The organism is Cupriavidus sp. KB_39, from assembly GCF_052114485.1.
Classification (GTDB): Bacteria; Pseudomonadota; Gammaproteobacteria; order Burkholderiales; family Burkholderiaceae; genus Cupriavidus.
The window spans coordinates 30,386-51,144 of the sequence record NZ_JBFREV010000041.1; the positions used below are offsets into that span (position 1 = coordinate 30,386).

Consider the following 20,759-nt stretch of genomic DNA (forward strand, 5'->3'; position numbering starts at 1 on the left):
GCGCCGGGATTGCCCTGATTCGAGATCGATTCTTTTCGCCACGCCACCGCGAGGCGTGACGCCCTGCGCGCCACGCACGGGCGCCCTGCTGCCCGCCATTTGCCCACGCCTTGCACAACAACAGACAAGAGACACGCGATGAAGCCATTACATCTGGTCGCCGCCATCGGCGCCGTCATCGGCCTGCTGGCCACGCAACACGTTGGCCTSCCRCTGGCCCGCGCCCAGACCGCGCCGCCGGCCGCCCCAACCATGAGCGCCCCCGCCGCAGCACCGGGTACGCGCGCCGCCACGCCCTATGACGGCATCCCGGCCGCCCAGCAGTCGGCGCTGTTCTCGAAGCAGGTTGCCAGCGGCGAGCTGGCCGCGCTGCCCGATGCGCAGCTACTGGCCACCTTCGACGCCCTGCAGCCCGAGACCCTGCTGATGTGGGCGCGCGCCGAGATGAGCCGCTATCCCGAATACGAATACTGGATGACCCGCCAGGAGCGCCTCAATGGCCAGTGGCAGGACACCCCGGCGCGGATGATGATCCGCTACCGCCACCAGCCGCGCCAGCTCTACGCCAAGTGGCTGCCCAACGGCGTGCAGTCCGGGCAGGAAATTCTCTATGACGAGACCCGCCGCAAGGACGAGATGTACGGCCACCTGGGCGGCATCATGGGCTTCACGTCGATGTGGATCTCGCTCGATGGCACGCTCGCCAAGTCTCAGTCGAACCATACGGTCCGCGACTTGGGCTTCCAGTTCGTGCTGTCGATGCTCGAACGCGACGCGCGCTCGCTGCGCGCCGCCGGCCTCTCCGAAAAGTACAACCGGGCCGAGATCGTGCGCGAACAGGGCGTGCGCATGGTGGCGCTGACCTGGGACCTCCCCGAGGGCGCGCCCAAGTACTACGCCAAGAAGGTGCAGCTGATGCTGGATCTCAAGCACCCGTGGCCGCGCGTGGAAACCGCGTGGGAYGCGGACGGCAACATGGTCGAGAAGATCGTGTTCGAGCGCGCGGTGAAGAAGACCTTCGACGCCGCCACGTTCGACCCCGCCAACAGCGAATACAAGTTCTGACCGCCGCGCGAGTGCGYRCGCCGGGCGTTTGAATGTGGACGCAGGGGCCYCCGCACACGGTTTGAACGCTGGGCCCCCGCGCTTGCACGGCAACGCTGACAGACCGGCCACCGGTGTTTGGAACGAGCGCTCTATTGACGCTCAAACGCGCCAGACGCGAGAGTCCGACCCACCGCGAGAGATCCGCAACAAGCGGACCGCCGGTCATAACAACATGGAGACAAGTCATGTCCGAGCTGCACCTTCGGCSCGCGCCACATCGCGCCCCTAACAGCGCCCTTWGCTTCGCCGCCACCCTGGCTGGGGTAAGCCTGACGCTCACGCTGGCCGCTTGCGGCGGCGGGGGCGATGACCCGGGCACCGCGGCGCCCGCCGCCGCCCAGCAGTGCGGCGCCACCAACAGCTGCCCCGCCACCGGCCCCACGCAGAACCAGCCCGTGGCCGCGCTGTGCCCGGACACGCTCGACTACAACACCACCTACACGGGCGGCTCCGGCGCTGGCGAACTCGTGAAGATGCAGTTCGACTCCACGCAGGGCACCTACCGCATCCAGATCCTCGAATCGGCCGTGCCGAAGGCCACCAACGACATCTACCCGACGCGCGGCGGCGTGACGCTGACCGGCACGATGGCGCATCCCACGCGCCCGCTGCCCACCCCGGCGCAGAACCAGTGCGCCTACGAGCTGAAGACGGCCACGGCCTCCGACGGCGTCTCGCAGGCGCTGATCGACCCGGCCAACCCGCCGATCATCTTCGTCGGCAACGGCGTGGCGGGCGGCGGCATTCCGGGGGCGACGATCGAGTACGCCGGCATCTTCGGCATCGGCGCGATCCCGAAGACCACCTTYCCGATGTACCCGGTGCTGGCCTTCGCCCAGACCGAGACCGACTTCGCCAAGGTGGCCGGCACCTACAACGTGCTCGGCTACCACCTCGTGCCGTCCGGTGGCGAGCTGTYCCCGGCCGGCTACTTCCTGCCTGCCACGGCGCAGACCGTGGAGACGCTCAATGCCGATGGCACCTGTCACGCATCGAGCGGCAACTGCGTGACCACRGGCCAGCCGTGGAAGCTGCGCGGGGGCACCGACGGCGCGTTCGACAGCGACAACGCCAATAGCACCCAGCCCTACCCGCATTTCTTCGACAAGGCCTTCCTGCAGGACCCCAACAGTCTCGCCAAGGGCGTGCTGGTGGTCGGCAAGCTCGACGGCGCGCAGGTGCCGCTGCTGATCCGCGTCGGCTATGCCCGCATCGACCTGGCGGCGAACATCCTCAGCGTGGATGACGAATCGGGCCTGGCGCTGCTCTCGCCCACCACCGCCACCACGCAGGCGGCGATGCAGGGCAGCTACATCGGCTCGGGCAGCGACTTCAAGTACCTGTCGTCGATCGTCCACGACAACCTCGTCGCGCTGATCGATCCGCAGGACTCGTCGCTCAAGCCGGTGGGCGGCTTCCAGATGGACTTCACGCAGGCCACCCAGCCCGGCGTAGTGGCCACCACCGACAACAGCGGCGTCACCGGCAAGCTGATCACCACCGGCCCGGTCTACGCGCACCTGTTCGGCCCCGCCGCGAGCCCCACGTTCCGCGTGAGCGCGCTGGCCAGCCGCTGATTCCGCACCCCACACCATAAGAAAGACCAAGGAGACGCCTCATGCCCCAACTGCCCTCCCCGCTTCCTGACTCGCTCCCCGTCCCCCGTCGCCAACCGTGGCTGGGCCGGCTCGCGCTGGTACTCGGCGCCACCGCCCTGCTCGCCGCCTGCGGTGGCGGCGGGGACAGCGGCGGTGGCACCGCCACGCCGGCCGCCGCGCCGGTGCGGCTGTGCCCGAGCGCCATCGACTATTCCACGCCCTACATCGGCGGCACGGGTTCGGGCGAACTGGTCAAGGTGCAGATCGATACCACCCAGCGCACCTGGGCTGTCACCTTCCTCGATTCATCGGTGCCGCGCACCACRGGCACCATCAAGCCGACCCGCTCCGACCCCACCGGCGGCAAGAACGTGATGACCGGCACGCTGGCCAAAGAGACCGGCCTGCCGACCGAGAAGCTCAACCAGTGCGCGTTCCAGCTGCTCGGCGCCAGCCTCGACCCGGCCCGGCCGGCGCGGCTGTTCATCGGGCAGGGCGTGATGGGCGGCACCATCCCGGGCGCGCGCATCCAGTTCAACGGCATCGCCGGCGCGGGCTCGGTGCCGGATACCACCTTCCCGTTCTTCCAGTTCATCGGCTTCGCGCAGACCGAGACCGACCTGACCAAGATTGCCGGAAGCTACAACGGCTCGGGCTTCCATGAGGTGCCATCGAAGAAGTTCCAGATGGTGGCGCAGGACTACCGCATGGCGCTGGCGGCCGATGGCTCGTTCACGGTGTGCGACAACAAGGCCGGCGGCACCTGCAAGCAGCGCGGCGACAAGTTCGTGCCGCAGGACAACGGCACCCTGCTCTCCACGCGCTACGAGGGCGAACTGCCGCCGACGCTGGGCGCCGTGCTGGGCCGCGCCTACCTGATCGTCGGCAAGCTGGCCGGGCACCTCGTGCCGATCATGATCCGGGTGGGCTTTGCCAACGACGACTTCACCCAGTTGCCGGTGGGCGCCGACGACGAGATCGGCATCGGCATGATGGCGCAGGCGGTCTCCGCGCCGCAGGGCACCTACAACGCCGAGTACGTGGGGGTGGACAGCAACTTCGAGTACCGCGTGACGGCACTGGTCGATGGCGACGCGGCCATGCTCGACCCGTTCCGCGCCTCGGACGCCACGCTGGCCACGGCGATGAAGCTCGACTTCTCGCAGACGGTGCCGGGCGTRGTCACCACCACCCGCAAGGACGTCGGCGCCAGCGGCCCCAAGGGCAAGTTCATGTTCACCGGCCCACGCGGCGTGTTCGGCTTCGTCGAGGACCGCAACGGCTCGCCCTACTTCACCGTCGGCGCGTTTGTCGAATAACGGACAGGAGACACAACATGACCCTGCACCGCCTGTTCGCCCGCCTCGCCACCATCGCCACGCTGGCCGCGTGCGCCGGCATGCCGACCGCCCACGCCCAGAAAGCCGGGGACAACGTCGTCTCGGCCGGCTGGTTCCATATCCAGACCCACGGCACGAGCCCGCCGCTGACCACCAGCGTGGTGGACGTGCCGATCAACTACCCGCTCGGCCTGCCCTCCACGTTCACGGCGCCGGGCAGCGGCCTGTCGACGTCGAATGCCGATACGCTGGGGCTGACCTTCAGCCACTTCGTCACGGACCATATCGCCGTGACGGCCGTGGGTGGCATTCCGCCCGAGTTCAAGCTGTACGGCCACGGCGAGCTGATCCCGCCGGGGCCCGCCGGCGCACTGGGGCGGCAGAGCCTGGGCGATCCGTCGCTGAACCCGATCATCACGCGCGCCCGCCAGTGGAGCCCTGCCGCGATGGTCCAGTAYCACTTCCTGGAGCCGGGCACGCGCTTCCGGCCGTTCCTGGGGGTGGGCGTGTCGTACAACTTCTTCACCGATATCCGCGTGAATCCGGCCTTCGCGGAGTCGGTCAACAACAACCTCGGCGCGGTGCTGGCGGCCGGCGCCGGTATCCCGGGGCCGACTTCGGTCCATGCCGATGCCTCGTCGTCGTGGGCGCCGGTGTTCAACGTCGGCGGCACCTACAACTTCAACGAGCACTGGGGCGTGACGGCRGCGGTGACCTACATCCCGCTGAAGAGCACCTCGACGATGACCATCAAGGCGTCTGACGGCACCACGCTGTCCACCTCGAAGACGAAGCTCGAACCGAATCCGATCATCTTCTTCCTGGCGGCGACGTACAAGTTCTGATCCGGCGCTCCCAAGCAAAAAGGGCGAAGCTCGCGCTTCGCCCTTTTTGCATCTGCGTTGCCGCAGTCCTTACTGTGCCGAGGTGCCCGTCGGCGGCGTGGTGGCCTGCGCCACTGCACCCGTCTCGGTCAGCCCGCCGCCCAGCGCGCGGTACAGGTCGATCGAGTTGACCAGACGCAACTGCCGCGCCTGGATCAGCGCCTGCTCGGCGGAGAACAGCTGGCGCTGCGCGTCGAGYTCGTCCAGATAGCTCGCCACGCCGCTGCGGAAGCGCAGCCGGGACAGCTCGTAGCGCGCCGATTCCGCGTCGCGCTGCTGCTGCTGGCCGGCCACCTGCTCTTCAAGCGTGCCGCGCGCCACGAGGGCGTCGGCCACTTCGCTGAAGGCCACCTGGATGGTCTTCTCGTAGTTGGCCACCTGGATGTTCTTGCGCACGTTCGCCAGGTCGAGGTTCGACAGATTGCGGCCGTAGTCGAAGATCGGCAGCACCAGCTGCGGCGAGAACGACCAGATGTTGGCGCCGGAGTCGAACAGGTTGGTGAACGAGGTGCTGATGTTGCCGGCGCTCGCGGTCATCGTGATGCGCGGGAAGAACGCCGCCCGCGCCGCGCCGATGTTGGCGTTAGCCGACAGCAGGGCCTGCTCGGCCTGGCGGATGTCCGGACGCTGCGTCAGCAGATCGGACGGCAAGCCTTCCGGGATGTCGCTGATGATGTGCTCGTCGGACAGCTGCATCGGTGCCGGCAGGTTGGCAATCTCGCCGATCGGCTTGCCCACCAGCACTTCCAGCGCGTTCTGCGCCTGCGCACGCTGGCGCGCCAGCTGCGCGGCGGCCACGCGGGCCTGCGCCACGAGCGACTCGTTGTCGCGCAGATCCAGGGCCGAGGTGGCCCCCGCATCGAAACGCCGCTTCGCCAGCTCGAACGTGCTCTGGCGCGCTTCCAGCGTGTTGCGGGCCAGGTCGTACTGCTCGGCCGCCGCGCGCTCGGCGAGATAGGCCTTGGCGACTTCGGACACCAGCGAGATGTAGGCGGCGCGATGGGCCTCCTCGGTGCTCAGGTACTGGGCCAGCGCGGCGTTCGACAGGCTGCGGACGCGCCCGAAGAAGTCCAGCTCCCACTGGGTCACCGACAGGCCCACCTGGTAGATGTTGCCCGTGAACGATTGATCGACGCCCGAGGTTGCCCCGGAGAACCGGCCGCGCTGGAAGCTCGCGTTGCCGTTCAGGGTCGGCAGCAGGTCCGCGCGCTGGATCCGATACTGCGCGCGCGCTTCCTCGATACGCAAGGCCGCCGTGCGCAGGTCGCGGTTGTTCTCCAGCGCCGTGGCGATCAGCCCCTGCAGGCGCGGATCGGTGAAGAAGTCGCGCCAGCCGATGTCCGTGGCGCGGCGGGTCTCGCCGCTCTTCACCTCGGCCGATGCGTAGCCCTCCGGCGCCGCCGGAAAGCCAGCCGCSACCGGCGCGGCCGGACGGTCATAGTGCGGCGCCAGCGTGCAGCCCGTCAGCACGCCGGCCACCAGCAGCAGTGTGGTCAGTGTCTTGGTCATGTCAGTTTTTCTCCTGGGCTTCTTCCAGGCGCGCGCGTTCCCGCTCGTGCTGGCTCGCGCTGCCCTTGAAGCGGCCGCGCACCACCACGAAGAATACCGGCACCAGRAAAATCGCCAGCACCGTGGCCGTGATCATCCCGCCCATCACGCCCGTCCCGATGGCGCGCTGGCTGCCCGAGCCTGCGCCGGTGGCAATCGCCAGCGGCAGCACGCCCAGGATAAATGCGAACGACGTCATCAGGATCGGCCGGAAGCGCAGGTGCACCGCCTCGAGCGTCGCCTCGACCAGCCCCTTGCCCTGGGCCTGCAGGTCCTTGGCGAACTCCACGATCAGAATGGCGTTCTTCGCCGAGAGGCCGATCGTCGCGATCAGGCCCACCTTGAAGTACACGTCGTTGGGCATGCCGCGCAGCGTCACGCCGAGCAGCGCGCCGAGCACGCCCAGCGGCACCACCAGCAGCACCGCCACCGGGATCGACCAGCTCTCATACAGCGCGGCCAGGCACAGGAACACGATCACCAGCGACAGCGTGTAGAGAATCGGCTCCTGCGAACCGGCCAGGCGCTCTTCATACGACTGGCCCGACCACTCGAAGCCGAAGCCCGGCGGCAGCTTGGCGAAGTTTTCCTCCATCACGCGCATGGCCTCGCCCGTGGACTTGCCCGGCGCAGCCTGGCCAGCCAGCTTCACGGCCGGCATGCCGTTGTAGCGCTCCAGGCGCGGCGAGCCCATGATCCACTGCGACGTGGCGAACGCGGCAAACGCCACCATGTCGCCATTGGCATTGCGCACGCGCAGCTTGGTCAGGTCGTCCGGCAGTTGCCGGTCCGCGCCCTCAGCCTGCACGATCACGCGGCGCACGCGGCCTTCGTAGATGAAGTCATTCACGTACGAGGAACCGAAGGCGATGGTCAGCGTGGCGTTGATATCCGCCACCGTCACGCCCAGCGCCCGCGCCTTTTCGCGGTCGATGTCGATGCGCAGCTGCGGCGCGTCTTCCTGGCCCTCCGGGCGCACGCCCTGGAGCACCGGATTCTGCGCCGCCATGCCGAGCATCTGGTTACGCGCTTCCATCAGCTTGGCGTGGCCCTGCCCCGTGCGGTCCTGCAGGCGGAAGTCGAAGCCCGACGAATTGCCGAGTTCCGAGATCGCAGGCGGGTTCAGCGGGAAGATGATCGCATCCTTGATGAACGACAGCGCGCCGAATGCCCGGCCCACCAGCGCCTGGGCGGTCTGGTCCGCGCCGGGGCGCTCCTTCCAGTCCTTGAGCCGCACGAAGGCGATACCGCCGTTCTGGCCACGGCCGAAGAACGAGAAGCCCGCCACCGTGATCATCTGGTCGACGACCTTCGACTCCTTCTGCAGGTAGTAGTCCTCGATCTGCTTGAGCACGCCGATGGTGCGCTCCTGCGTGGCGCCCTGCGGGAGCTGCACGACCGTGATCATGTAGCCCTGGTCCTCATCGGGCAGGAACGACGACGGCAGGCGCTGGAACAGCAGCACCACGCCGGCGATGATCASCGCGTAGATGATCAGGTAGCGGCCCGAGCGCTTCAGGATGCGCGCGACCATGCCCTGGTAGCCGGTGGACGCCGTGGCGAACGTGCGGTTGAACCAGCCGAAGAAGCCCTTCTTCTCTTCGTGATGGCCGGCCTCGACCGGCTTGAGCAGCGTGGCGCACAGCGCCGGGGTCAGCGTCAGCGCCAGCACGGCCGAGAACGCCATCGAGGCGATCAGCGACAGCGAGAACTGGCGGTAGATGTTGCCGACCGAGCCCGAGAAGAASGCCATCGGGATGAACACGGCGGTCAGCACCAGCGTGATGCCGACGATGGCGCCCGTGATCTGGCCCATGGCCTTGCGGGTGGCCTGGCGGGGCGAGAGCCCCTCCTCGCTCATGATCCGCTCGACGTTCTCGACGACCACGATGGCATCGTCCACCAGGATACCGATGGCCAGCACCATGCCGAACATCGTCAGCACGTTGATGGAGAAGCCGAAGGCCAGCATCGCCCCGAACGTGCCGAGCAGCGCCACCGGCACCACCAGCGTCGGGATCAGCGTGGCGCGGAAGTTCTGGAGGAACAGGTACATCACCAGGAACACCAGCACCACGGCTTCGAGCAGCGTCTTGACCACTTCCTCGATCGAGATCTTCACGAAGGCGGAGGTGTCGTACGGCACGCTGAACTCGTAGTCCGGCGGGAAGTAGCGTTGCAGCTCTTCCATCTTCGCGCGCACGGCGGTGGCCGTGGCCAGCGCGTTACCCGTGGGCGCGAGCTTGATGGCGATGGCCGACGCCGGCTTGCCGTTGATGCGGGCCAGCGTGGAGTAGTCCGCGCCGCCCAGTTCCACACGGCCTACGTCCTTGATGCGCACCGACGACCCATCCGGGTTCGTGCGCAGCAGGATGTTGGCGAACTGCTCGGGCGTGGTCAGCCGGCTTTCCGTGCTCACCGTGGCGTTCAGCTCCGTGCCCCGGGGCGACGGCGTGCCGCCCAGTTCGCCCACGGCGACCTGGATGTTCTGCTCGGAAACCGCCGCGGTCACGTCCAGCGGCGTCAGGTTGTAGCCGGTCAGCTTGGCCGGATCCAGCCAGACGCGCATGGCGTACTCGGTACCGAACAGGTCGGCCGAGCCCACGCCGGGCACGCGGCGGATGGAGTCCACCACCTGCGCGGAGACGAAGTTACCGAGCGCGATCGCATCCGTATTGCCGGACTTGGACGAGACCGTGATGAACATCATGTAGTTGTTGCCGGCCTTGTCCACCTTCACGCCCTGCTGGCGCACCTCCGCCGGCAAGCGCGCTTCCACGCGCTTGAGGCGGTTCTGCACCTCCACGGAGTTCAGGTCGACGTTCGAGCCCGGCGCGAACGCGATGTTGATCGACGCCAGCCCGGACGCCTCGCTTTGCGACTCGTAGTACAGCAGGTTCGGCGCGCCGTTGAGTTCCTGCTCGATCACGGACACCACCGAGTCCTCGATGGTCTTGGCGGACGCACCGGGGTAAGTCGTGGTCACCGAAATGATCGGGGGGGCGATGTTGGGGTACTGGGCGATCGGTAGCTGCAGGATCGCCAGCACCCCGCCGAGCGCGATGATCAGCGCGAGCACCCACGCGAACACCGGCCGGTCGATAAAAAACTTGGCCATGAATCTGGCTCCCTATCTATTACTTATGGTGCGATGGCGCGGGTCAGCCTTGGGTGGCCGGGGTCGACGCGGTCTTCGGCGCCTGGAACGGCACGGCCTTGGCGGGCGCGCCCGGCTGCACCTTCTGCAGCCCTTCCACGATCACCTTCTCGCCGCCCTTCAGGCCTTCGGTGATGATCCAGCGGTCGTCGATCGCCTGCGGTGCCTTGACCGGCACCACGGCCACCTTGCCGTCGGCGCCCACCACCATCACGCTGGCGCCCTGCGCCGTGCGGATCAGCGCGCGCTGCGGCACGGTCAGGGCGTTCTCGTCCACGCCCTGCTCGATCTTCACGCGCACGAAGGTGCCCGAGAGCAGTTCGCGCTTGGCGTTCGGGAACTCCGCGCGCAGCGTGATCGAGCCGGTGGTCGGGTCCACGGTCATGTCCGTGAACAGCAGCTTCCCGGTCTGGCTGTACTCGCGGTCGCCCGCCTCGGGGAACAGGTGCACACGGGCACCGCCATTCACACCCTTGACCTGACCATTCTCGATGGCCCGGCGCAGGCGTGCCACTTCGGCGGCAGGTTGCGTGAACGTCACCCAGATCGGATCGACCTGCTCGACCACCGTCAGCTTGGTGGCTTCGCCCTTGCCGACCAGCGCGCCTTCGGTRACCAGCGCGCGGCCCACGCGRCCGGAGATCGGCGCGGTGACCGTGGTGTARCCCAGGTTGATCTGGGCCGTGGTCACGGCAGCCTTGGCGGCGGCGATGTCGGCATTGGCCTGGCCGGCAGCGGCCACGGCGTCATCGAACTCCTGCTTGCTGACCGCGTTGGCGGCCACCAGCGGCTTGTAGCGCTCGGCCTTCTGACGCGCGGAGACGGCGTTGGCCTCGGCCCGCTCCAGCTGCGCCCTGGCGGACGCCAGCTGGGCCTGGTACGGGGCCGGATCGATGCGGAACAGCACCTGGCCAGCCTTCACTTCGCCGCCTTCGGTGTAGTTGCGGGACAGCACGATGCCTTCCACGCGGGCGCGCACTTCGGCGGTCCGCACGCCTTCCAGGCGGCCCGGCAATTCATTGATGACGGCAACAGCGGACGGTGTGACGGTAACCACACCCACTTCGGCCGGCGGCATGGCGCCGCCCTGCGGGGCCTTCTGGCCGCAGGCGGACAACGCCAGGACCGCCACGGCGGCGGCAACGCAATGGATACGTTGGGACTTCCTCATCGATAACCCCATGATGATGTTTGAGATCTGCCGCACTGGCCGCATGTGACGGCCGGACGGGCGCGCCACTGCGTGGCGAGTGCGGAAAAGCGTAATGCGCACCGCAAGCCGGCCCCCTTGAGCGGGCGCATGGCTAGCGGCGTTGGTGCGTTAAAACTGGCAGGTTGGTGCCCGGCGCGTCGGCCGTGACGTCACTTTGCGTGCAGGGCGTCACTGGATCTTGGGCTGGCCGACGATCGAGCAAGCGCGTAGTATATATACATTCAAGCATGTATGTTAAGTCCGGCACGCAAACAGCGCCTTTTACAACACTTTGAAGCGCAGCCTTTTTGACGCAATCTTGACGATTTGCGTCAACAGTGAGCACGAATATTGCGGGCAGGTTAGGATGCGCCCCGCCGATGGCGGTGTCGCCATGAACAAATGMGAGGTTGTCGTCACAATCGTGTGGCACAACGGAGACCTGGGCGGATAAGCGTCCGCTGGCAGGAAAGAGGAAATGGTCAGACGTACCAAGGAAGAAGCGCAGGAAACCCGCAACCGGATCCTGGATGCCGCCGAGGCGGTGTTCCACGCCCGTGGCGTGGCGCGCCCGTCACTTGCAGATATTGCCGAAGCGGCCGGCGTCACGCGCGGCGCCATCTACTGGCACTTCAAGAACAAGAGCGATGTCTTCGCGGCCATGTGCGACCGCGTGAACCTGCCGGTGGAGGCGCTGATCGCCCCCGAGCGGCGTGCGCTGCGCGAGGATCCGCTGAACAGCATCCGCGACATCTGCGCCTTCGTATTCAAGCAGACCGTGGTGAACCCGCAGTGGCGCCGCGTCTTCGAGATCATCTTCCACAAGTGCGAGATGGTGCAGGACAACGGCGCGATCTTCGAACGCCAGCGCCAGTCGCACAAGGAAGGGCTGGTCAAGATGCACGAGCACCTGCGCATGGCCGTGGAATGCGGCCAGCTACCGGAGGATCTCGACATCCCGCTGGCCGTCAACGCCTTCCACGCGGCCATTGGTGGCGTGCTGGCGCACTGGCTGTTCTCGCCCGAGGATTTCGAACTCAATCACGAAGCCGAGCGGCTGGCCGACGCCATGATCGACATGCTGCGTTTCTCCACCGCCCTCCGGAAAGGCTACGTGCCGCGCCCGATGGGGCCGATCGACGCCGAAATGGCCACGTTCTGCGGGTCGTCCACGCCACAGGCCCTGGCCGAATGAGCCTCCCCAGCCCTATCCCCGCAGCGCCTCGCGCCAGCGCGCCAGGAACGCCCGCTTGCGCAGGGCGTCCTGCGCGGCCAGCAGGCCGGGGCCCACGCTGATCGGCTTGAGCGCATAGCCGAGCCGCTCCGCCAGCGTCTGGGCCGTGTAGGCGCTGTCAGTATCGGTGCGAATCGTATAGAGCTGGGAAGTCGACTTGCCGAGCTGCGCCTGCCCCTCGCGCGAGAGCACGAAGTCCAGCCACAGCCGCGCCGCATTGGGCCGGGGCGCCTGCCGGGCGATAAACGCCACGCGCGACATCACCAGCGTGTAGTCGCGCGGCGCGATCACGCCGATGCTGGCGCCGCGCTCCATCAGCGACAGCGCGTACGACCCCAGCAGGTTGTAGCCGAGCACCAGCTCGCCGCTGGCGATGCCTTCGATCATGTCCGCCGTCGAGGCCGACAGCTTCACGCCCGCGCGACCCAGCGCCTGCGCCAGATACCAGAACTCGCTGCCCATGCGCGCGTCCTGCTGCGCAAGCAGGTAGCCCACCCCCGAACGCTCCACGTCATAGGTCACGATGCGCCCGCGCCACTGCGGCCCGCGCTCCTGCAGCAGCCGCGCCAGCCCGCTGCGGCTSCCGGGCACATGCGCGCCATCGAAATACTTGCGRTTGTAGACGATCACGGCCGGCTCGAAGGTCGTGCCCCAGGCCTCGTCACGCCACACCGCCCAGCTCGGCAGGCCGGCGCGCTCGGGCGAGTTGTAGCGCTGGGCATAGCCGTCGTTGACAAGCTTGATCTGGAGGTCCATCGCCGTGCTCCACAGCACATCGGCGAACGCCGCGTCGCGCGGCGCGCGCGTGGCGCCCAGCGCGGCGCTCTCGGCCAGGAATCGATCGTTCAGCTCCACCGTGTTCAGGTCCGCGTAGCGCACGCGCACGCCGGGGTAGCGCGCTTCGAAGGCGGCGATCAGCGGCTGGACCACCGCGAGATCCGTCGACGCGTAGACCGCCACGGCGCCCTCACGCTGGGCCCGTTCGATGATGCCGGCGTACTCGGGCGGATAGCCGTCCGGCACGCGCGGYGCGGCCTGGGCCAGTGCGGGCAGGGCGGCCATCGCGGCACCCGCGCGCAGCAGGTGCCGGCGCATCGGCGATGCGGGCGCGGAGGACGGCGTCGGCAGGGGCGATGTCAGGACGCGATTCGGCAAGGCGGAACGGAGGGCGATGAGGGACAGGCCGCCGACACCGGCGGGCAGGGCGGAGGTATTATAGGCGCCCTCGGGACGCGCCCGCGCCCTCGATTCCCGATCCGGCAGAGGAGGTCCGGCATGCGTATCCTGCTGGTAGAAGATGAGGTGGAACTGGCCCGCTGGGTGGCCCGCGCGCTGGAGCAGGGCGGCTTCGTCATCGAGCACGTGGCGGACGGCCTGCAGGCCGAAGCCCGGCTGATGGCCGAGGAATACGACGCCGTGGTGCTCGACCTGCGCCTGCCCGGCAAGGACGGCCTGGCCGTGCTCAAGGCCATGCGTGGCCGCGACGACCGCACGCCGGTGCTGATCCTGACCGCCCAGGACACCCTCGACGAACGTGTGCGCGGCCTGAACCTCGGCGCCGACGACTACCTGCCCAAGCCCTTCGCCATCGCCGAACTCGAGGCGCGCATCCTCGCCCTGATCCGCCGCAGCCGTGGCCGCGCTCATCCCCGCCTGCAATGCGGCACGCTGGTATTCGATGGCGAGACGCGCAGCTTCACCCTCGGCGGCGCCCCGCTGGCGCTCACGCCACGCGAATCCACGCTGCTCGGCGCGCTGCTGGCCCGCAGCGGCCAGCCGCTGACCAAGGCGCAACTGCTCGACAAAGTCTTCTCGCTCGATGCCGACGTGAGTCCGGACGCCATCGAGGTGCTGGTCTACCGCCTGCGCAAGAAGCTGACCGGCCATGGCGTGACCATCGTCACGCTGCGCGGCTTCGGCTACCTGCTGGAACCCGAGGCCGAGGCCTGACATGAGGCGCCGCCGCCCGCGCACGCCAACGCCGGCGCGGCCCTGGCTGCGCGGCAGCCTGCGCCGCCAGCTACTGATCCTGCTCGTGCCGGCGCTGGCGCTGATGATGGCGGTGGACAGCTGGTTCACCTACGGCACGCTGCGCCACGCCGCCAACACCGCCTACGACCGCTCGCTCTACGGCTCCGTGCGCACCATCGACAACGCCATCGGCATGGCCGGCGAGAGCGTGCAGCTGACGCTGCCGGATGCCGCGATGGAGATGTTCGAGACCGCCGCGCAGACCCACGTGTTCTACCGGGTGTCGATGGAGCGGGCAGGGCGCGTGGAGACGGTGACCGGCTATGACGACCTGCCGCTGCCGGCGGGCACCCTCGTCAACAATCAGACCCGCTTCTACGACGCCACCTATCGCGGCGAGCCGGTGCGCATTGCGGCGATGGCCCGGCCGGTCTACCGGCCCGACGCGCGCATCCGCGTGATCATCCAGGTGGCCGAGACCGCCGAACCCCGCTCGGCGCTGATCGCCAATGTCTGGCGCAGCGCGCTGCTGCGCGACCTGGCGCTGATCGTGCTGTCGGCCCTGATCCTGGTGGGCGGCGTGACCTATGTGCTGCGTCCGCTGCAGCGCGTGCGCGACGATGTGCGCGCGCGCTCGCCCGAGGACCTGACGCCGCTCGAATTCGACCGCGTGCCGGTGGAAGTGCGTCCGCTGGTGGACGCGGTGAACCTGCACGTCTCGCGCTCCGAGACCATGGCGCAGTCGCAGGCCCAGTTCATCGCCGATGCCGCGCACCAGCTGCGCACGCCGCTGGCCATCCTCAAGACGCAGGCCGAGTTCGCCCAGCGGCAGCTGGCGGCCCGCCACAGCGAGGCCGGGCGCGAGGCGGCTGGCGAAGCGGTGGGCGGCATCGTCACGCAACTGGAGCAAGCCGCGCGGCTGACGAACCAGCTACTGGCGCTGGCGCGTGCTCGGCAGCCAGTGCGCGAGGGCGGCGGGCCGGCCGAATTCGTGGCCGAGATCGACGCGGTGACCGTGGCAGAACAGGTGGCACTCGACTACCTGCCGCTGGCGCGCGGCAAGCAGCAGGACTTCGGCTGGGAACGGCCGACGGACCTGACGCTGCCGGTGCGCGCCGACGCCGCGCTGCTGCGCGAGGCACTGGCCAACCTGGTGCACAACGCGATCCAATACTCGGGGCGCGGCAGCCGCATCACGCTCTCCGCCGCGCGCGTGGGCGGCGATGCACTGCTGGTGGTGGAAGACGACGGCCCCGGCATCCCCGAAGCTGAGCGCGAGAAGGTGTTCGCGCGCTTCTATCGACGGGTGGAAAACACCGAACCGGGATCCGGCCTGGGCCTCGCCATCTCGCGGGAAATGGCCGCACGCTTCGGCGGCACCGTGGTGCTGCGCGAAGGCGTRCAGGGCAGGGGGGTGCGAGCGGAGTTGAGATTGCCGATGGCTGGCGACGCGTAGACGCGACAGCGATTTTTCGAACTAGTACGATTGTAGTGCCCACTTCGACGCTTCTAGCATGGCCCCTACGCAGCTTTTCCGGRCTGCGCGGGCAACGGAGCGAGAATCATGGCGCGGCAGTCGTATTTCCTGAAAGTCCCCGGTGCGACAAGCGCCGCAGGGTTGTCGGTGGTGTCATTCGAGGCGGTGGAGCGGCTRGGCGAGCCCTACGAGGCCATCGTCCAACTGACACACCCTCTTGAACTGGACCGCGCCGATTATCTCGGCAAGCCGGCCACATTCCTGATCGACCCCGGCGATGAMTCCGAGCCGCGCACCTTTGCCGGCTGCATCACCCGCTTCTCCAAGACGGCGCAAACACCGGACTTCCATGCGTATGAGATGGTCGTGGAACCGCTSGTCGCCCGCCTGAGGCTGACGCGCTCCACCCGCATCTACCAGCACCAGACCGCGCCAGAGATTATCGAGGCGATTCTGCGGCGGCATGAACTGGTCGGGCATCAGTTTTCCTTCAGGCTTCGACGCCAATATCCCCAGCACGCGTTCCGCTTCCAGTATCAGATGTCYGATTGGGAAACCATCCGTCTGCTGATGGAGCAGGAGGGGCTGTATTCCTATTTCCTTCCCGGCAAGTTCGGCGAGATGGTGGTGTTTGGCGATGACATCGACCATTACCTCTACCAGCCTGAACTGCGGGTGCCGTACCGGGAGACGGCGGGGCTGGAAGCGGGCATCGAAGCGGTCTTCGCCCTTCGTACTATTGCGAAAACCGTTCCAGCATCGTTCCTGGTGGCGGACTACAACCCCGATCTGGCATGGGAGCCGCTGAAGGGCGAAGCCAATGTCGCGAGGAAGGACAAGACCACCTACGGCCAGCCTTATGTCTTCGGCACTCATCATCTGGATTTCGAAGGCGCCAAGTGGGAGGCGCAGCTTCGGCATGAGGCGGCGGTGGCTTCGCAGGTGGTGTATGAGGGCGAAAGCAACGTGCTGGAACTGCGTCCGGCGCGGATTCTGCGGATGGATCTTGCGCTGGCGGACGCGCCGCATGGGCAGGTCATCACCGAGGTCATCCACACCGGCGCACGCGACGCCGCGTATCGCAATACCTTCAAATCGATCCCTTCGGATCGGCGCTTCCGGCTACCGCTGGACGAGGCCAACTGGCCGAAGATTCAGGGCACGCTGAGTGCGCGCATTACCTCCCCGAGCCAATATCCATATGCCTACCTGACCCAGCAGGGTTATTACACCGTCCGCTTTGACTTCGATTTCGAGGACTGGCCGGGCGGTGGGGAATGCGTGCCGCTGCGGCTGGCCAAGCCATTCGCCGGGGCACTGCAAACGGGATTCCACTTCCCGCTGATCGACGGCACCGAGGCGGCGATCGCATTTCGGGACGGTAATCCCAATAAGCCGTATATCGCCCACGTTCACCATAACAGTCGTCAGACGGATCTGATTACTAATCAGGATCGCTGGCTGTCCCGCAACGTCATCCGTACGCAGAGCGATAACAAGCTCGAATTCGAGGATTGGGAGGGGCAGGAGCACATCAAGCTGTCCACCGAGCATTCGGGGAAGAGTCAGCTGACGCTTGGCCACATGGTGGATGGGAAGTGGAAGCGACGGGGTGAGGGCTTCGAACTCAGGACTTCCGGCTGGGGGGCGATCCGGGGCGGCAAGGGGCTGTTCATCACCGCCGACGATCAGCCAAAGGCCACAGGACAGCAACTCGACATGGCCCCAGCCCAGCGCCTGCTCGAACAAGCGCTCCAGCAAAGCCAGGCACTGGCCGAGACCGCCAAGACCGCCCAGGCCCTCGCCGCCGACTGCGAGCGCCAGCAGGCCTTGCTCAATGACAGCCTCAAGCAACTGCGCGCCGCCGGCCTGCTCGCCAGCGCCCCCGCCGGTATCGCCCTGGTGTCTGGCGCGGACCTGCAAACCAGCGCGGCGAACCATCTCATCGCCACCGCCGGGGGCAGCGCGGACATCGGCGTGATGAAGCGCTTCACCGTCGCCGCCGGCGACGCCGTGTTGCTGTTCGCGCAGAAGCTCGGCATGAAACTGTTCGCGGCGCGCGGCAAGGTCGAGATCCAGGCGCAGGGCGATGAATTGCAGTTGGCGGCACTTAAGGACGTCACCATCAGCAGTACCGACGGGAAGCTTGTTCTTACCGCAGACAAAGAGGTCTGGATCGGTGCCGGAGGATCCTACATCCGCATCACCGGGGAGCGCATCGAGAACGTCACGCTGGGCGACATCTACGAAAAGTCGGCGTACTGGAGCACCCAGGAACGCGCGTCGATGACCGTTCCGCTGCCTCAATTCCCCCGTACCACATGCAGAAGCTGCCTGCTCGACGCCATGCGCCGGGGTACGCCTGGCGTCATTCTCAAATAGGGAATTCCGATATGGACTATCGATTTGCACTGATCGACTCGAGCCAACAGATGCGATTTCACCGAAGACTGGACCGCTCGGGCGCCACGTACCAGTCCCTCTTTGCCGGCTATCCGGAAGAATCGTTGCTAGACATGGCGCCGCTCCTGATCGATTTGAACCGAGATGACGAACTCCGCAAAAACCTACTCGCGGCAGCCGAGCACCTGGGCAAACTGAAGCCCTGCGTCAGCCTCCTCATCGCCTCGGTGCCATTTGACGAGCTTGCCGAGCATCTTCGCCAGTTCCATCTGACCGAGATACCCAACGGCCGGGAAATGATCGTGCGCTGGTACGACGGCCGCATCCTTCCAGCCTGGCTGGAGATTCTGGGGGCTGACCAGCGCGCCCTTTTCACGCGGCACGTCTCGGCATGGACCTACTTCGACCGTTTCGGCGAGCCACAACAACTACCCTTGCCTGCAGCGGGCGCGACGGAACCGCCGCCAGCCCCTATCCGCCTCGATGACAACCAGCTTTCAGCGCTAATGAGCGCATGCGAGGCCGACATGATGATCGTGGATCTACGCGAGGTAAATCGGGACGAACTCCGGTCCGTACCGTATCGCACGCTCTATCCGTTCGTCCAGGAGCACCTGCTTGTCGCGCGGCAGCACGGACTAACCGCGAGGCCAGACCGTCTGCAACTCCTGACCCTGGCGCTCCATACGTCCGGACGTTATGTCGACCATCCTCGGGTTGCGCAGCGCCTGTCGATGCCTGCGCCCGCCCACGAGGAAGCCTTCAAGGACTGGCTGGCTGGCCTTGGGGACGACATCTTGGATATTGCAAGACCGCTGTGGGACACGATCGATGACAACCGAGGAGCAAGCCATGAACCATAACGCCATCTCAATGACAAGCACTGCCACTGCCGGTTGGCGCCCGAGGTTTCGAACATTTCTGGTGGTAATGCTGGCAGCAGGGTCTGTCGCACTGTCCGGCTGTGGCGAAGACCCTATGACACTGGAAGTGGTTGGCTACAACCATACCGACGAAGGCATCTACAGCTTCTCGGTGAACGGCTATGGCGGTGCGTACCTAGGTCCGCACTCGGGGGGCGGGAAGTTCACGTGTTGCGCCAGCATTTCGCGAATTTATCGGCCCGGCATGACACTGAACGTCGAATGGGTCAACAACGTTAAGGACACTCCGAAGCAACGTAAGGTGATGGTGCCGTCCTATCGGCCCGAAGACGGAGGAATGCTGTCCGTACATTTTCTGCGCGACGGGAACGTCAAGGTCTTTGTGACGATGGTCGGACCCCGCCACCCTGCCTATCCCCTACGAGGGGACGAAACCCGCCTGTAACACGCTGGATGGAGAAAAAACTTGCCTTACAGCATCTCGCCACCCTCACCAATGCCTAATAGCGGCATGCGCAAGCTCACCGTACGTGAATCGCTGCAGCGCTGCCGAGCAATCACGTGCCCAGAAGAATGCCGCCCTGTTCAATGCAACGGGCAGGTGTATGTCAATCTATTCTTCGATGGTACCGGCAACAACAAGGACTGGAAGGAGCCCGGCCTCAACGGCACTCAGACATCCGTCGGTAAGCATAGCAATGTTGCCCGCCTGTATAACGCGAGCATTGATAGGTTCGAAGATGGATTCTTCTCCCACTACGTACCGGGACTCGGCACTCCGTTCGAGAAAATCGGCGATCCCGGCGGACACAAGGGCATGGCGGGGGGCTACATGGGTGCGGACCGCATTAACTGGGCGATCACGCGCATTCTGAATTCGGTGCACTACTACCTGACCGAGGCGCTCCTTCTCGATGACGAAACGGCAAGAACCGTCGTCAACAACGCAAGTTCCCTCTTCGCGAATATGGGCCTCGAGGGACCATACCGCCGCATGGTGCTAACCGCCTGGGAGCAAAAACTCGAAGCCATCATAAGAAGCAGCCAGCGTCAGGTCACCCGGATCAACGTTGCAGTGTTCGGCTTCTCACGTGGCGCGGCCATAGCGCGGGTATTCGCCAACTGGCTGCTCCAGTTGATGGAGCAGAAGGATGGCGCCTATCGGCTGGCCAGCGTCCCGATCCGGATCTACTTCATGGGCCTGTTCGACACCGTAGCGTCGGTCGGCGTGCCAGACATCGTGCCGGGATTCAATGGCCATCTGGACTGGGCCGAGGGCTACATGGATATCAGCCCTGCGGTAGATCAGTGCGTGCACTTCGTTGCGCTGCACGAGCAGCGTGCAAGTTTCCCTCTCGAACTCGCCGCGCGTGCGCGGCAGGTCGGCTATCCCGGCATGCATTCCGACGTCGGTGGCGGCTATCGCCCCGGGGAGCAAGGCAAGGCAATGCCCGAATGGGGCGCATCGCCACATCTGTCCCAGATTCCATTGATCGACATGCATCACGCCGCCTTMAGCGCCGGGGTGCCGTTGATGACCATGGCGGAAATCAGGCAAGCGCCCAACCTCGCCGTCGACTACCACTGCTCACCGCGGCTCGTCAGCGCGGCGAACGACTTCTTCAAGACCTGCGGCRTCGACACCACGGCAACAGGYAAGGCTGGAGTCACCGGGGTGCTCAAGTCTCACACGCTGCAATACCTGCAGTGGCGCGGGGAACTGATGGCGTACAAGGATCCGCTGAAGACGCGGCGCTTCTACCTGGACGCGAAGCTGGGCGCGGACCGGGCCAGACTACAGGAGGGCGTCGATGATTTCGCCGAGCACATTACGGCCCTGCGCCGCCGCTTGCAGCATGCCGGGTCGTCGCAGACTGACCTCGTCGGCACCCTTAACCCCATCGGCGCTGCCGTCCTGCGCGTGTTGCAGGATGACGTAACCGAGCCCGTGGACGCCGAGACTC

General features: G+C 66.5%; 15 protein-coding genes. 11 read left to right on the forward strand and 4 right to left on the reverse strand.

Features of this window, described 5'->3' with window-relative positions; genetic code table 11:
- The first annotated feature begins 138 nt into the window (after positions 1–138).
- The 4 genes from AB4Z27_RS24225 (at position 139) to AB4Z27_RS24240 (ending at position 4,890) form a co-directional block, all read left to right on the forward strand.
- Complete coding sequence (locus AB4Z27_RS24225) at positions 139–1,065, forward strand: DUF1571 domain-containing protein (RefSeq protein ID WP_092291068.1); 927 nt, start codon at positions 139–141, stop codon at positions 1,063–1,065.
- A gap of 227 nt (positions 1,066–1,292) precedes the next feature.
- Positions 1,293–2,684 (forward strand): DUF2957 domain-containing protein, encoded by a 1,392-nt coding sequence (locus AB4Z27_RS24230; RefSeq protein WP_441645451.1) that lies wholly within the window; start codon positions 1,293–1,295, stop codon positions 2,682–2,684.
- 41 nt (positions 2,685–2,725) lie between these two features.
- Positions 2,726–4,024 carry a DUF2957 domain-containing protein gene (locus AB4Z27_RS24235; RefSeq protein WP_441645452.1) on the forward strand — a complete coding sequence of 433 codons (1,299 nt, stop codon included), beginning with the start codon at positions 2,726–2,728 and terminating at the stop codon, positions 4,022–4,024.
- A gap of 80 nt (positions 4,025–4,104) precedes the next feature.
- The gene (locus AB4Z27_RS24240) at positions 4,105–4,890 is read left to right on the forward strand and encodes an OmpW/AlkL family protein (protein WP_441591627.1); all 786 of its coding nucleotides are present in this window, start codon (positions 4,105–4,107) and stop codon (positions 4,888–4,890) included.
- 69 nt (positions 4,891–4,959) lie between these two features.
- Here AB4Z27_RS24240 and AB4Z27_RS24245 read toward each other — a convergent pair whose 3' ends face one another.
- From AB4Z27_RS24245 to AB4Z27_RS24255, 3 genes are read right to left on the reverse strand one after another with little or no spacing between them, the layout of a single operon-like run.
- Positions 4,960–6,438, reverse strand: coding sequence for an efflux transporter outer membrane subunit (locus AB4Z27_RS24245; RefSeq protein ID WP_092291060.1), 1,479 nt, complete (start codon positions 6,436–6,438; stop codon positions 4,960–4,962).
- Between the two features lies 1 nt (position 6,439).
- Positions 6,440–9,595: an efflux RND transporter permease subunit gene (locus tag AB4Z27_RS24250; protein WP_441645453.1), complete on the reverse strand. Its 3,156-nt coding sequence runs from the start codon at positions 9,593–9,595 to the stop codon at positions 6,440–6,442.
- Between the two features lie 43 nt (positions 9,596–9,638).
- Positions 9,639–10,805, reverse strand: a complete 1,167-nt coding sequence (locus AB4Z27_RS24255) for an efflux RND transporter periplasmic adaptor subunit (RefSeq protein WP_092291056.1) — start codon at positions 10,803–10,805, stop codon at positions 9,639–9,641.
- 499 nt (positions 10,806–11,304) lie between these two features.
- Here AB4Z27_RS24255 and AB4Z27_RS24260 point away from each other — a divergent pair, with 499 nt between their 5' ends.
- Positions 11,305–12,021, forward strand: coding sequence for a TetR family transcriptional regulator (locus AB4Z27_RS24260; protein ID WP_092291054.1), 717 nt, complete (start codon positions 11,305–11,307; stop codon positions 12,019–12,021).
- 12 nt (positions 12,022–12,033) lie between these two features.
- Here AB4Z27_RS24260 and AB4Z27_RS24265 read toward each other — a convergent pair whose 3' ends face one another.
- Positions 12,034–13,155 (reverse strand): ABC transporter substrate-binding protein, encoded by a 1,122-nt coding sequence (locus tag AB4Z27_RS24265; protein WP_441645456.1) that lies wholly within the window; start codon positions 13,153–13,155, stop codon positions 12,034–12,036.
- A 180-nt stretch (positions 13,156–13,335) separates the two neighbouring features.
- Here AB4Z27_RS24265 and AB4Z27_RS24270 point away from each other — a divergent pair, with 180 nt between their 5' ends.
- The 6 genes from AB4Z27_RS24270 to AB4Z27_RS24295 form a co-directional block, all read left to right on the forward strand.
- Positions 13,336–14,010, forward strand: a complete 675-nt coding sequence (locus AB4Z27_RS24270) for a response regulator (protein WP_092291052.1) — start codon at positions 13,336–13,338, stop codon at positions 14,008–14,010.
- Position 14,011: 1 nt separating this feature from the next.
- Positions 14,012–15,487: a sensor histidine kinase gene (locus AB4Z27_RS24275; RefSeq protein ID WP_441591561.1), complete on the forward strand. Its 1,476-nt coding sequence runs from the start codon at positions 14,012–14,014 to the stop codon at positions 15,485–15,487.
- A gap of 108 nt (positions 15,488–15,595) precedes the next feature.
- Positions 15,596–17,890 carry a type VI secretion system Vgr family protein gene (locus AB4Z27_RS24280; RefSeq protein ID WP_441645454.1) on the forward strand — a complete coding sequence of 765 codons (2,295 nt, stop codon included), beginning with the start codon at positions 15,596–15,598 and terminating at the stop codon, positions 17,888–17,890.
- 11 nt (positions 17,891–17,901) lie between these two features.
- Complete coding sequence (locus AB4Z27_RS24285; protein ID WP_177219850.1) at positions 17,902–18,774, forward strand: DUF4123 domain-containing protein; 873 nt, start codon at positions 17,902–17,904, stop codon at positions 18,772–18,774.
- The gene (locus tag AB4Z27_RS24290; protein ID WP_255370695.1) at positions 18,764–19,240 is read left to right on the forward strand and encodes a DUF3304 domain-containing protein; all 477 of its coding nucleotides are present in this window, start codon (positions 18,764–18,766) and stop codon (positions 19,238–19,240) included. Before AB4Z27_RS24285 ends, AB4Z27_RS24290 begins: the two co-directional genes overlap by 11 nt.
- Before the next feature lie 66 nt (positions 19,241–19,306).
- The coding region (locus AB4Z27_RS24295; protein WP_441645455.1) for a T6SS phospholipase effector Tle1-like catalytic domain-containing protein at positions 19,307–20,759 on the forward strand (1,453 nt) is incomplete at its 3' end.

Coding starts and splice junctions, on each gene's coding strand:
- AB4Z27_RS24260 (WP_092291054.1), top strand. CDS start 11,305: ATGGTCAGACGTACCAAGGAAGAAGCGCAGGAAACCCGCAACCGGATC.
- AB4Z27_RS24270 (WP_092291052.1), top strand. CDS start 13,336: ATGCGTATCCTGCTGGTAGAAGATGAGGTGGAACTGGCCCGCTGGGTG.
- AB4Z27_RS24285 (WP_177219850.1), top strand. CDS start 17,902: ATGGACTATCGATTTGCACTGATCGACTCGAGCCAACAGATGCGATTT.
- AB4Z27_RS24290 (WP_255370695.1), top strand. CDS start 18,764: ATGAACCATAACGCCATCTCAATGACAAGCACTGCCACTGCCGGTTGG.